Genomic DNA, 12,577 nt, shown 5'->3' on the forward strand with positions numbered 1-12,577 from the left:
GTCTTCGCGTTGCTGGCGATGCCATAGACGAACTGCAGGAACTCGGCGCTCTCGGATGCGGGACGCCACCGCGTGGGGCGCCAGGCGCGCCGACCACGGCTCGTGGTCGGCGCCGAGCGCCACCTCGGCCAGCCGCAGCCGCTGCACGTCGGAGGTGCCCGCCGGCGGTAACACGTGGTACGCGTCGCGCAGATACCGCTCCACGGACATCTCCGGGTAGAGCCCGCACGCCCCGTGTACCTCCATCGCCGTACGCGCCGAGTCGAGCGCGGACTCGACGTTGACCAGCTTGGCGTTCTGCAACTCCGCGTCGCAGGGCAGCCCGCGGTCCAGCAGGTGCGTCGCGTGGTACGCGGCCAGCCGGGCGGTCATCAGCCGCGACTGCATCTCCCCCAGCCGCTGCTTGACCGTGCCCAGCTCCGCCAGCGGCCTGCCGTAGCGGATCTGCCGCGCGGCGAAGGCGGTGGTCTCCTCCACGAGCGCCTGGTGGATGCCGAGGGCGACGGCGGTGAGGTTGGGCCTGCCGTACAGGATGCTGGAGGAGTACGCGACCGAGAGCCCGTCGCCCTCCTGCCCCAGCAGGTTCGACACCGGCACCCGGCAGTTGTCGAAGATCACCTCGCCGAAGCTGAAGCCGTGCAGGCCCATGGAGGGCCGGTGCGGGCCCAGCACGCAGCCGGGCCGGTCGGACTCCACGAGCAGCGCCGAGAGGCCCTTGGAGCCCGCCCCGGTGCGTACGACGACGCCGTGGAGATCACCGACGTGGCTGTTGCCGACGAACACCTTGCGGCCGTTGACGACGTACTCGTCGCCGACGCGCTCCGCGCTCGCCGACATCCCCAGCACATGGCTGCCGGACGTGGGTTCCGTGACGGCTATGGTCGGCATGCACAGGCCGGCGGACACCAGCGGCAGCCACGTCTTCTTCTGCACCGCGCTGCCGAAGTGCACGATCTTCGCCACGCCGAGCTGCGACGCCTGCACCATCGCGCCCATGGCGGCGCTCACGCGCGAAAGTTCCTCGATCACGATCGTTTTGGCGAGGTGCCCCATCTCCATCCCGCCGTACTCCGCCTCGACGGTGACGCCGAGCCAGCCCTGCCGGGCGATGTCCCGGGACAGCTCGAACTGCACGCTCCGCGACTCCTCCATCCCCGCGACACGGGGGCGGACCTCGCGCTCCGCGTAGGTGCGGACCTCCTCCCTGAGACGTATATGACGCTCCGTGAGGAAGTAACCGTCCATCTGAGTCTCGCCTTCTCGCGTGCAGGTGGGGTGAGCAGGTCGGCGTGGGCCTGTGGTGACAGAGGCCGGGTAGGGCCTCCACCCACCGTGAGGATTTATCGCCTTCGCCGCAGTACCCGGAAACGCTCGCTTCCGGGTCGTTCACCTCGCTGTGTGCGCGTCGTCGCGCTCCGCACCCGCCTCTAATGCGCGCTACGGGCCGGTTTGCTCGCCGGTCCGCCGCGGCCGAACGCCCCCGGAACGGCCCCTGGCCGGCCGGCAGCGACCGGCCGGCCAGGGGCCGTCGAGAAGCACGTGGGAAAGGAGGGTTGAGAGAGGGCCGGGAGAGGCCAGGGGGACGGGTGTGGCGGTGTCAGCCGAAGGCCACGGAGAAGCGGCGGTTGGCCAGGCTCGGGTTCTTCGCCCGTACCTCCGCGACCCGCGCCGCGTCCAGCACCGCGGACGCCACACCGGGCGTCTCGCCGGCGGAGGCGGCGATCTGGCCCATGGGATCGATGATGGCGCTCTGCCCGCACGAGACGGGTCCCGTCTGGCCGCAGCCGAGGACGTACACGGTGTTCTCGATCGCCCGGGCCCGCAGCAGCGTGGTCCAGTGGTCCTCCTTGACCGGTCCGGCGACCCAGGCGGCGGGCACGACGACGGCCTCGGCGCCGGCGTCGACCAGGAACCGGGCCATCTCGGGGAAGCGGAGGTCGTAGCAGGTCATGACGCCGACGGTGAGGCCGCCGAGGCGGAAGGTCAACGCCTTGGCGGGCTGCGCCTGGACGCGGTCGGACTCGCGGTAGCCGAAGGCATCGTAGAGGTGCACCTTGCGGTAGACGCCGAACTGCTCGCCCGTGCTGTCCACGGCCAGGACGGTGTTGCTGGGCTTGCCGCCGGCCGCGGCCTCCGTCATCCCGGCGACGATCGCGACGCCGTGCTCCTTGGCCAGCGCGCCGATCGCCGTGGCGAACGGCCCGTCGACCGCCTCGGCCTTGCTCGCCGTCTCGGCCCGCGGGTCGGGGTCGGCGTACATGGAGTTCTCGGGGAGGACGACGAGGTCGGAGCCGCGCGCGGCGGCGGTGGCGACGAGGCCGGCGGCGGCCTCCAGGTTGGCGGCCTTGTCGGTGGTGGCGGCGAACTGGGCGACGGTGGCGAGCATGAGGTGGTGCCTTTCGTGTCGTGGAACGGGTGCCGGCCGGCGGCCCGGTCAGGGGCGGCCGGCCAGCTCGTCGGTCTCGGCGACCGCGGCGGAGAACCCGGCGAGCAGCGCGCCGTGCTGCATGGTCAGCACCAGTTGGTCGGCGCCGTGCGCGAGCGCGAACGCCTTCTCCGCCGCGGACCAGGCCGGCAGCACCCACGGCTTGCCGGCGGCGCGGGCGGCGTCCGCGATGGCGGCGAGGTCGGCGAAGTCCGCCTCGCTGCGGGTGTACGCGCCGCGCGAGCGGCGCATCGACAGGTCGCTGGGGCCGACGAACACCCCGTCGACCACCGGCAGGCCGAGGATCTTCTCGATCTCCTCGATGGCCCCGGCGTCCTCGATCATCGGGTAGACCCGGGTCTCGCGGTCCTGGCGGGCGATCCAGTCGTCGTCGAACCCGCCGTAGCCCGCGGTCCTGCCGCCCGCGAAGCTGCGGTCGCCCAGCGGGGGGAACTTGCCGTACGAGCAGACCTCGGCGGCGTGCGCCGCGCTCTCCACGTGCGGCACGACCACGGCGGTGGCGCCGAAGTCCAGCGCCTGCTGGATCGGGCCGCGTTCGGGGCCGAGGACCTTGGCGAGCACGTCGAGGTCGAGCCGGCGCAGGAACGGGATGAAGCGTTCCAGGTCGGCGAGGTCGAAGGCGCCGTGCTCGATGTCGAGCACCACGGCGCCGTACCCGGCGGCGGCCACGATCTCGGCGGTGGCGAAACCCGGGTCGGACAGCCAGGCGGCGTAGGCGCGCCGGCGGTCGGTCGTGCGCGGGGGCATGAGCCTCCTCGGGATGAGGTATACACTGCGTATACACATGGAGCTACAGAGGGCGGGGAGCGTGTCAGTCGACGAGGGCGGCCGTGCGGTGACGGCGCGGGCGCGGGCGTACGAGTGGGTCAGGGAGGCCGTCCTGCTGGGGCGTTACCCGGAGGGCTCGTTCCTGGAGGAGAAGGTCCTGTCCGAGGCTGCGGGGGTGTCGCGGACGCCGGTGCGCGAGGCGCTGCACCGGCTGGCCGCCGAGGGGTACCTCGACCTGCTGCCGCGGCGCGGCGCGCAGGTCCGCCGCGTCACCGTGGCCGAGATGATCGAGACGTACGAGATGCGCCAGGTGCTGGAGATACACGGCTTCCGCACCCTGTGCGAGAAGCGGCTGGAGATCCCCGCCCGGCAGGCCGAACTGCTGGAGCGGATGGGGGACGCGGACCTGCTGGCGCGCTGCCGCACCGGCGACCGCGAGGCGATCGCCGAGCACGGCAAGCTCGACTTCCAGTTCCACTTCGGCTTCGTCCAGGCCACCGGCAACACCGTGCTCACCGACCTGTTCCGCAGCCTCCGGCCGCGGCACCAGCGCATCGGGGTCTCGGCCATAACGATCCGCCCCGAGCGGCTGCCGCTCATCATGCGCGAGCACACCGCGCTGCTCGACTCCCTCGGCGGGTACGAGTTCGAGACCGCGGCCCGGACGATCCGCACCCACCTGAACCCCGACCAGACGGTGGTCGCGAACCTGAGGTGACCGGCGGGAGCGGTGCGCGGCGCTCACGCCGCCGCCATCTCGCGCCACAGCCGCCGCCGCTCCGCCTGCTGGACCGGGTCCGGCACGGGTGCGGCGGCGACGAGCCGCTTGGTGTACTCCGTACGCGGGTTGGTCAGCACCTCGCGCGCCGGGCCGTGCTCCACGAGCCGGCCGTTCTGCAGCACCGCGACCTCGTGCGCGAGGAGTTCGACGACGCCGAGGTCGTGGCTGATGAACAGGCACGCGAAGCCGAGCCGGTCCTGCAGCTCCCTGAACAGCCGCAGCACGGTGGCCTGGACGGACACGTCCAGCGCCGAGGTCGGCTCGTCGGCGATCAGCAGCTCCGGCTCCAGCGCCAGCGCGCGGGCGATGCCGACGCGCTGGCGCTGGCCGCCGGACAGCTCGTGCGGGAACCGGCCCGCCCAGTGCGCCGGCAGCTCGACCTGCTCCAGCAGCTCCGCCACCCGGGCGTGGGCGGCGGCGCGGTCGGCGCGGCGGTTGACGAGCAGCGGCGCGGCGATCGAGTCGCCGATCGACAAGCGGGGGTTGAGCGAGGCGCCGGGGTCCTGGAAGACCATCGAGTACGTCGGCCGGAAGGCGCGCAGCCGGCGCCCCGACAGGCCGGTGACGTCGGTGCCGCAGACCTCGACGGACCCGGCGGTCGCGCGGGCCAGCCCGACGACGGCCCGGCCGATGGTGGACTTCCCGGAGCCGGACTCGCCGACCAGGCCCAGGACTTCGCCCTTGCCGATCGTCAGGTCCACGCCGTGCACGGCCTTGAACCCCTTGCGGCCCAGCCGCCCGGGGTACTCGACCTCCAGGTCCCGTACCCGCAGCGTCGTGTCCTCCCCCGCCGGCCATGCCCCCGTTGGCGGGGGCACCCCCACTGCCGTCTCGGGCCTGGTCACCGCGACGGGCTCGGCCTCGCCCGGGAGTGGGGGCACCCCCGCCAGTGAGGGCATGGCCGGCGGGGGAGGCGGCTTGGGCACGGCGGCCAGCAGCCGGCGGGTGTACTCGTGCTCCGGCGCCGCGAACAGCCGCCCGACGGGCGCCTCCTCGACGACCTCGCCCTCCTTCATCACCACCACGCGGTCGGCGACGTCGGCGACCACGCCCATGTCGTGCGTGATGATCAGCACCGCGGAGCCGAGGTCCCGGCGCAGGCCGCGCAGCAGCTCCAGGATCTCGGCCTGCACGGTGACGTCGAGCGCGGTCGTCGGCTCGTCGGCGATGATGACCTCGGGGTTGCCCGAGATCGCCATGGCGATCATCGCGCGCTGCCGCTGGCCGCCGGAGAGCTGGTGCGGGTAGCTGTCCACCCGGCGTTCCGGCTCCGGGATGCCGACCTTCGTCAGCAGCTCGATCGCGCGGGCGCGGGCGCCGGCCGCCGAGATCTTCTCGTGGCAGCGGATCGCCTCGGCGATCTGCCTGCCGATCGTGTAGACGGGGTTGAGCGCCGTCATCGGCTCCTGGAAGATCATCGCGATTCGCTTGCCGCGGACTTCGCGCAGCGCCTCGTGGCCGAGGCCGAGCAACTCGGTGTCGTGGAAGCGGATGCTGCCCCGGTGCCGCGCGCTGCCGGCGACCAGGCCCAGGACGGACATCGAGCTGACCGACTTGCCCGAGCCGGACTCGCCCACCAGCGCGACGACTTCGCCGCGGCCGACGGTGAAGCTGACGTCCCGTACGGCGGGCGTCCACTCCCCGGCGACGCGGAAGTCGACCGACAGCCGCTCGACGCACAGCACGGCTTCGGGTGCCGCGCCGTCCTGCTCCGCCGCGGACTCCGCGGCCGCGCCGGTCACTTCGGCCCCGCCGCGGTCTGCGCCGCACGGGTGTTGCGGTCGTACTCCGCCAGGTACGCGGCGCAGAAGCCGAGGACCCGCTCGATCCACACCTTGCCGGTCTCGGCGCTGCCCAGGCTCACGTCGCCGGTGCAGCCGGTGGCGCTGATCTCGGAGAAGTCCCAGAGCACCGTGCCGGGTACGGGCTGGCCGGGGATGGCCGTCTCGGTGTAGCTGGTCGGCGTCCAGCCCGCCGGCGAGGAGAGCCCGCCGGGCTCGGCCAGTGCGCTCTGCACCTGCTCGGGGAACATCGCCAGCATCGCCGAGTGCTCCGGCTCGGCGCCGTGCCCGTAGGCGGTGGCCGGGTCCTCGTACACGTCGCGCATGAGGGCGTAGCCGAGCTGCCAGGGGTAGAGGTGGCCGACGAGCACGCCGAAGTCGCGCCGGGCGTCGAGCGCGGCGCCGGTCACCGGGCCGACGTTGCCGCCGTTGTTGTCGACGATGACGATGCGCCGGAAGCCGGAGGCCACCAGCGCCTCGATGATCTCGTACGTGACGTTGCGCAGCGTCTCCTGGCTGAGGGAGAGGTTCCCGGCGAAGCCGCGGAAGACGCCGGAGTGGCCGTAGTTGAGGGCGGGTGCGACCCAGTGGCCGTGTTCGCGGGCGAGCTTGTCGGCGACCCACTCGGCGACGATGGAGTCCTCGTGGACCGGCAGGTGGGGCCCGTGCTGCTCGATCGCGCCGATGGGCAGCAGGACGACCGGGTCCTGCTCCGCCAGGTGCTTGACCTGCGTCCAGGACAGCTCGCCGAGACGGTGGGTGTCGGGCAGGGAGACGGCCATGAGGTTCCTTTCGCTGCTGTGCTGTGGTGCTTGAAGCGCTTGGGGTGCTTGAGGTGCTTGGGGCGCGGTCACGAGTCGGTGCCGCTGCGGCGGGGGTCGAGGAGGTCGCGCAGGCCGTCGCCGAAGACGTTCAGCGCCAGCACGATGAGGATGATCAGCACCGACGGGTAGACCAGCAGCGTGGGCTGGACCTCCAGGAAGTCCCGGCCCGCGCCGACCATCGTGCCGAGCGACGGCAGCGGCGGCTGGGCGCCGAGGCCGAGGAAGCTCAGGCCCGCCTCCATCTGGATGGCGAAGCTCACCGACAGGCTGAGCTGCACGATCACCGGCGCGGCGACGTTCGGCAGGATCGTGCGCAGCAGGATGGTGCTGCGCCCGGTGCCCATGATCTCGGCGGCCTCGACGTACTCCACGTGGCGGATCGCCAGCACCTGGCTGTAGACGATCCTGGTGAACCGCGGGATGTACAGCACCCCGATGACCATGACGACGTTGACCAGCTCAGGACCCATCGCGGCGACCACGGCGATGGCCAGCACGATGGGCGGGAAGCTGAGCAGGATGTCGATGCCGCGCATGATGATGCTCGACGCCCAGCGCCCGCCGTAGCCGGCGACCAGGCCGAGCGTCGTGCCGATGGCGCCGGCGATGAGGACCGCGGAGAGCGCGACGGCCATGGACGTACGCAGCCCGATGAGGAGCCGGGAGAGCACGTCGCGGCCGTAGTCGTCGATGCCCAGCACGCCGCCCTGGGTGAGCGGGGTGCCGGCGATGTCGCGGTAGTCGTGCGGTGCGAGCAGCGGGGCGAACAGCGCGGCGGCGCCGACCAGCAGCAGGAAGCCGCCGGCGATGGACGTACGCCGGTTGCTCGCCAGGCCGCGCAGCAGGTGCCGGCCGCCGCGGCGGGGCGCGGTGGCGGCGGTGGGTGGCGCGGGGGCGGCTGGGGTGAGTTCGACGGTCGGCATGTCAGGCTTCCTCCGCCCGCGGGTCGAGGGCTCGTACGACCAGGTCGCCGACGAGGTTGACGAGGATGACGACGGCCGCGACGGCGAGGACGACGGCCTGGATGACGGGGTAGTCGCGCTGCCCGACCGCGCTCATCAGCAGCGAACTCACCCCGGGCCAGCCGAAGATCGTCTCCACCAGCACGGTGCTGCCGATCAGCGTGGTCAGCTCCACCGTCGTCGCCGACGCCACCGGCAGCAGCGCGGTCCGCAGCGCGTGGTCCTTGATCACCCGCTGCTCGGCGAGGCCCTTGGAGCGGGCGGTGCGCACGTAGTCCGCGGAGAGCGTCTCCAGCATCGCCGCCCGCGTCATGCGCGTGATGACCGCGCAGGAGGCGGCGGTGAGCGTGACCACCGGGAGGATGAGGATCTGCAGATGGGCCACCGGATCCTGCCAGGGGGTGGTGAACCGCTGCGGCGGCAGGATCGGCACGAGGAACGCGAAGACCATCAGCAGCAGCGTGCCGACGACGAACACCGGCAGCGAGATGCCGAAGATCGAGCCGGCGACGAGCGCGTGGTCGGCGGGCTTGTCCGCGCGGGTGGCCGCGACCCGGCCGAGCAGCACGCCGAGGGTGACCGCGATGATCAGCGAGACGAGCACCAGCTCCAGCGAGTTGCCCAGCCGGTCCGGCAGGTCCTGCATCACCGGCCGGCTGCTCAGCAGCGAGGTGCCGAGGTCGCCCTGGAAGAGCCGGCCCCAGAAGCCGAAGAACTGGCTCACGAACGAGTCGTTCAGGTGCATCGTCTCGCGGGTCTGCGCGACCTGCTCCTCGGTGGCGCCCTCGCCGAGCGCGGCGCGCGCCGGGTCGCCGGGGATGAGGCGGACGAGGAGGAACACGATGGTGCCGACGGCGAAGAGCTGGAGCACCGCCTGCGCGAGTCTGGTGAGGAGGAACCTTCTCATTTCTTGTCCATCCATATGCGGCGCAGCGTCACTCCGGTCCACGAGCCCTTGGGCGGGTGCCGGTAGCCCTTGACGTAGTCGTAGTGCGCCTCGCCCTGCTGGCGGCGTACGGTCCAGGTCATCGGCACCAGCTCCAGGGCCCGCTGTTCGACGTCCCGGTAGATCTCGTCGCGCAGCGCGCGGTCGCGCGTGCGGCGGCCCTCGGCGAGCAGCTGGTCGAGACGCTCGTCCTTGAAGTCGGTGTTCGCGGTGAACGTGCCGGTGCTGCCCAGGAAGTCGCTGAGGGACGCGGGGTCGCCGAACTTCGGCGCCGTGCCCCAGGAGTGCACGGGGTACGACCTGGCCTCGACGCTGGCCCGGAACGTCAGCCACTCCTGCTGGGTGAGCCGCACGTCCACCCCGGCCTCCCGGATGCCGGGCAGCATGGCCTGGGCGGGGCGGGCGATGACCGAGTACGTGCTGGTGGTGACGACCGGCAGCGTCAGCCCCTCCTGGCCGGCCTTCTTGAGCAGGAAGCGGGCCTGCTCGGGGTCGTGGTCCATGGTGTTGTCGAGGGAGCCCGAGTAGCGGGCGAAGGCGGGCGGCATCAGCGCCCCGTCGATCGGCTGGCCGTGGCCGAGGAGCGCGGTCTCCAGCACGGACGGCCGGTTGATCGCCAGCGCGATGGCCTTGCGTACGCGGACGTCGTCGAACGGCGGCTTGCTGGTGACGAAGCCGACGAAGCCGAAGCCGAAGCTGCGGTCCGAGGCGAAGCGCAGCCGGGGGTTCTCGCTGATGACGTCGACGTGGGTGGCGGGGACGTAGTCGATCATGTCGACGGTGGCGGTGCGCAGGGCCGTGACGCGGGCGTAGTCGTCGCTCATCGGCTGGAAGACCATGGCGTTGAGATACGGCAGGTCCGGCTCGAAGTACTCGTCGAAGCGCTCGTAGGTGGTGCTCACCCCGGGGATCCGCTCCACGAACCGGAACGGGCCCGTGCCCATGACCTGCGTCTTCGGGTCGGCGCCTGACTCGATCCAGCGCTGGGAGACGATGTTCGCGGTCGGGTTGGCGAGGACGAAGGGGATCGTCGAGTCCGCCTGCTTGAGGTGGAAGACGACCCTGGTGGCGTCGGCGGCCTCGACCTCCTCGACCAGGTCGAGGAGCGGCCCCGTGGTCGCCGCGGTCTTCTCGTCCATCATGCGGCGGAAGGAGAACGCGACGTCCTTCGTCGTCAGCCGCGAGCCGTCGTGGAAGCGGACGCCGGGGCGGAGCTTGACCTCGTACGTGGTGTCGTCGGCCCAGCCGAACTCGGCGGCGAGGTCGCCGATGATCTCGCCGTCGCCGTCGTACTGGAGCAGCGCGTTGTACGTGAGCTGCCGCAGCAGGTCCGACGCGGCGCCGGTGGTGACGTGCGGATCGAGGTTGGCCGGGTCCGTGGAGAGCCCGAAGTGCAGCACCCCGCCGCGGTTGGGGCGGCCGGGCCGGGGCGTCACTTCCTCCAGGGACGACGGCAGGTTGACCGGACTGCCGCACGCGGCGAGCGCCGCACTGCCCAGCGCGCCACCGCCGGCGGCGAGCAGGTGCCGCCTGCTGATTGGTGCCATTGATTTTCTCCACACATCGGGGCCAGGGGACGAGCCGTACCGGCGGTGGATCCACCGTGCATGTGGCAGGTATACACGGGGTCCACATGGGGGTCAACGGGTGTGCAGAGCTTGATTGCGAATGAGAAGGCGTGGTCAGGGCGCTCTCGGTACCCCTCCCGGGCGGGCGCAGCTACGTTCTGTGGTGCGGACATGACACGTCTGGCGTCGGGAGGAGCGATCCCGGATGACGGAGGCGGCGCGGGGCGGTTGGCGGGGGTGGCTGAAGTGGGGCGCGGTGGTCGTCGGGCTGCTGCTCGCACCACTCGTATGCATCGCCGACGCGGTCGCCGTCATCTGGCTCTACCGCGACGCCGAAGGCGCCACCTTCCTGCTCCTCCTGATACCCGGCATCCTCGCCCTGCTGGCCATCGAGGCCGCCGGGCTCATGGCCTCGCTCAGCACGGGACTGGCCCGCCTGCGCCACACCCTCCCGATCACGGCGGCGCAGGCCGGACTGCTCTTCGCGTACGCCTTCTCCTTCGCCGGCGCCCAATCCTGGATGCTGGGCCTGCAAGGGACCGAGACCACCTGCACGGTGCTCGGTGTCGACGTCCGGCGGGAGCGGGACACCTGGAACGCCAACCCCAACCCCTATGACCCCGAAACCGGCTGGATCACCCACCACGACCACGAACTGGACTGCGGGGACGTCCGCGCGCCCACGGAACTCACCACCGGCGCCCGGGCCCTGGAAGTCGGCGACTCCGTCGCGGTCGTGTACGACCCCTCGCCCGCCGGCGGCTCCTGGGGCGTGGCCCCGGCGACGGAGGTGAGGGCGGGCGGACCGGCGATGGATCTCTCCGTCGTATTCGTCGGTGGCGGCACAGGGATGTGGACCCTGGCGGTACTGGGGTACGGGACGGTCGCGGCCCGCCGGTACGAACGGTCCCGGCGGGCGGTGGGGGACCCTGGGCGTACGGTCCCGTAGGCCCAGGCCGGGACTCCTCCCGGGCGGGCGCGGATACCCTCCGAGGTGTGGACGTGGCGCTTCCGGCGGTGGGAGGGGGCGGTTCCGGTGGGCTGGGCGCGTCGGGCCGGAGCGTGGGGAGCGCGGGGGGCGGCGCTGGTCGGCCTGCTGGCGTTGCCGCTCGTGTGCGTCGCCGAAGTGGCTGCCGTCGTCTGGCTCCACCACGCCGTCCCGGCCGTCGTCTTCCTGCTCCTCGTGGTCCCCGTGGGCTTTCTCCTGCTGTTGCTCGTCCTCGTCCTGGTCGTCGTGCTCATGCACGTGATGGACCCGGACAAAGCAACCCCCGGCGGCGCCGGGGTGGTCGGTGCCATCGCGCTGGTGGCCCTGTACTACTTCGCCCTCCCGGGCGCCGATGGGTGGATGCTGCGCTTGCAGGGCACCGAGACCACCTGCACGGTGCTCCGCGTGGAGACGCGGTGGGAGTCGGGTGTCTGGATATCCGACACGGATCTCGGCGGCGACCCCCACGACGGCATGGTCGCCACCCACCACCACGACCTGGCGTGCCCGGGCGACGGACCGGCGGAGCTGACCAGCCGGACCGAGGACCCCTTCGCGGTGGGCGAGCGGGTCGCGGTGGTGTACGACCCCTCCGCCCGCTGGGGCTCGTGGGGCGTCGCCCCGGCGGAGAGCCTGGAACTGGACGGCAGGGACGAGTGGGTCGGCGTGAGCGTCACGTTCGGGGGCGTCAGCGCGGCGGTGTGGGCGCTGACCGTGCTGGTCTGCGCGGGGGCCGCCGTCCGCGCGGCCCGGCGCTCCCGGCGCGCGGCGGGGAACCGTGCCGTACCGGCGGACCGCCCGGCGGGCTCGGACAGGGCCTAGCGCTCCAGGTTCATGTCGATCCATTCGGCGGTCTCGCCCGGGAGCACGTAGCGCTCGGTCTCGACGTAGCCGTGCTTGCGTGCGAACCGCAGCCCGCTGTCGTTCGACGCCAGCACCACGGTCTCGATCAGCTCCGCACCCAGCTCCCACGCCTTGAACAGCCCCCGCGCGTGCAACTCCGTGCCGATGCCCTGGCGGCGGTGCTCGGCCAGGACGCGGGCGATGACGGTCGCGGTGCGCGTGCCGTCCTCGGGCGGGCGCACGGTGGTGCAGCCGACGAGGACGCCGCCGAGGTAGGCGACCTCCAGGTGGTGACGGCGCGCGCGCTCGCGTACGTCGTCCAGGGACAACTCGTGCGCGGGGATGGTCACGTTGTGGACGTGGAGCCAGTCCTTGAGCGCGTCGTCGTCGACCGGCTGCGTGAAGCGGAGATCGGGCACCCCGGCAGCCAACCCCGCGGGGGGCACGTGCGTCAACCGCCGTACGCCCGCGTCGGTGCAGCCGCCTTCGGGGTATGGGCTGTGCACCTCGGTCGTGCCGGTCAGGAGCCCGGAGGCAGGATCGCGGCTCCGGCGGCGGGCAGGTCGACGGTCTCGGTGCGGTCGGGGGTGGCGACCCGGGCCCGGACCGGGGTGTCCGTGAGGTTGAAGACGGCGAGGTAGCCGTCCGCGAGCGCGGCGGTCACGCCGGG

12 protein-coding genes are annotated in these 12,577 nt (G+C 72.3%); 3 read left to right on the forward strand and 9 right to left on the reverse strand.

Annotated features, from left to right (window positions below; genetic code table 11):
• From H5J30_RS06760 to H5J30_RS06770, 3 genes are all read right to left on the reverse strand, one after another.
• Nucleotides 1-1,245, reverse strand: a 1,245-nt coding sequence (locus H5J30_RS06760) for an acyl-CoA dehydrogenase family protein (RefSeq protein ID WP_258563153.1), incomplete at its 3' end; no start/stop codon positions are given.
• 352 nt (nt 1,246-1,597) lie between these two features.
• Complete coding sequence (locus H5J30_RS06765; protein ID WP_181786243.1) at nt 1,598-2,386, reverse strand: carbon-nitrogen hydrolase family protein; 789 nt, start codon at nt 2,384-2,386, stop codon at nt 1,598-1,600.
• Nucleotides 2,387-2,434: 48 nt separating this feature from the next.
• Nucleotides 2,435-3,193, reverse strand: a complete 759-nt coding sequence (locus tag H5J30_RS06770) for an HpcH/HpaI aldolase family protein (RefSeq protein ID WP_181786244.1) — start codon at nt 3,191-3,193, stop codon at nt 2,435-2,437.
• A gap of 61 nt (nt 3,194-3,254) precedes the next feature.
• Here H5J30_RS06770 and H5J30_RS06775 point away from each other — a divergent pair, with 61 nt between their 5' ends.
• Nucleotides 3,255-3,932, forward strand: a complete 678-nt coding sequence (locus tag H5J30_RS06775; protein ID WP_181786245.1) for a GntR family transcriptional regulator — start codon at nt 3,255-3,257, stop codon at nt 3,930-3,932.
• 23 nt (nt 3,933-3,955) lie between these two features.
• On the opposite strand, the gene H5J30_RS06780 is transcribed toward H5J30_RS06775, so the two are convergent.
• The 5 genes from H5J30_RS06780 to H5J30_RS06800 all read right to left on the reverse strand — a co-directional run bounded on the left by H5J30_RS06780 (nt 3,956) and on the right by H5J30_RS06800 (nt 10,055).
• Complete coding sequence (locus tag H5J30_RS06780) at nt 3,956-5,737, reverse strand: ABC transporter ATP-binding protein (protein ID WP_309505449.1); 1,782 nt, start codon at nt 5,735-5,737, stop codon at nt 3,956-3,958.
• Nucleotides 5,734-6,558, reverse strand: coding sequence for a creatininase family protein (locus H5J30_RS06785; protein ID WP_181786246.1), 825 nt, complete (start codon nt 6,556-6,558; stop codon nt 5,734-5,736). Before H5J30_RS06785 ends, H5J30_RS06780 begins: the two co-directional genes overlap by 4 nt.
• A gap of 68 nt (nt 6,559-6,626) precedes the next feature.
• Nucleotides 6,627-7,523: an ABC transporter permease gene (locus H5J30_RS06790; RefSeq protein WP_181786247.1), complete on the reverse strand. Its 897-nt coding sequence runs from the start codon at nt 7,521-7,523 to the stop codon at nt 6,627-6,629.
• 1 nt (nt 7,524) lies between these two features.
• Complete coding sequence (locus H5J30_RS06795) at nt 7,525-8,469, reverse strand: ABC transporter permease (protein WP_181786248.1); 945 nt, start codon at nt 8,467-8,469, stop codon at nt 7,525-7,527.
• Entirely contained in the window at nt 8,466-10,055 is a 1,590-nt protein-coding gene (locus H5J30_RS06800) for an ABC transporter substrate-binding protein (protein ID WP_181786249.1), read from the reverse strand. The genes H5J30_RS06795 and H5J30_RS06800 overlap by 4 nt, the downstream gene beginning before the upstream one ends.
• A 226-nt stretch (nt 10,056-10,281) precedes the next feature.
• Between H5J30_RS06800 and H5J30_RS06805 the strand changes: the two genes are divergently transcribed.
• Together H5J30_RS06805 and H5J30_RS06810 are read left to right on the forward strand one after the other, a co-directional pair.
• Nucleotides 10,282-11,025, forward strand: coding sequence for a hypothetical protein (locus tag H5J30_RS06805; protein ID WP_181786250.1), 744 nt, complete (start codon nt 10,282-10,284; stop codon nt 11,023-11,025).
• Between the two features lie 87 nt (nt 11,026-11,112).
• The gene (locus H5J30_RS06810) at nt 11,113-11,886 is read left to right on the forward strand and encodes a hypothetical protein (protein ID WP_181786251.1); all 774 of its coding nucleotides are present in this window, start codon (nt 11,113-11,115) and stop codon (nt 11,884-11,886) included.
• Here H5J30_RS06810 and H5J30_RS06815 read toward each other — a convergent pair.
• Nucleotides 11,883-12,326 carry a GNAT family N-acetyltransferase gene (locus H5J30_RS06815; protein ID WP_181786252.1) on the reverse strand — a complete coding sequence of 148 codons (444 nt, stop codon included), beginning with the start codon at nt 12,324-12,326 and terminating at the stop codon, nt 11,883-11,885. The two genes, H5J30_RS06810 and H5J30_RS06815, sit on opposite strands and share 4 nt — an antisense overlap.
• Nucleotides 12,327-12,577: the final 251 nt, after the last annotated feature.

Source organism: Streptomyces phytophilus, assembly GCF_013870535.1.
GTDB classification, from domain to species: Bacteria; Actinomycetota; Actinomycetes; order Streptomycetales; family Streptomycetaceae; genus Streptomyces; species Streptomyces phytophilus.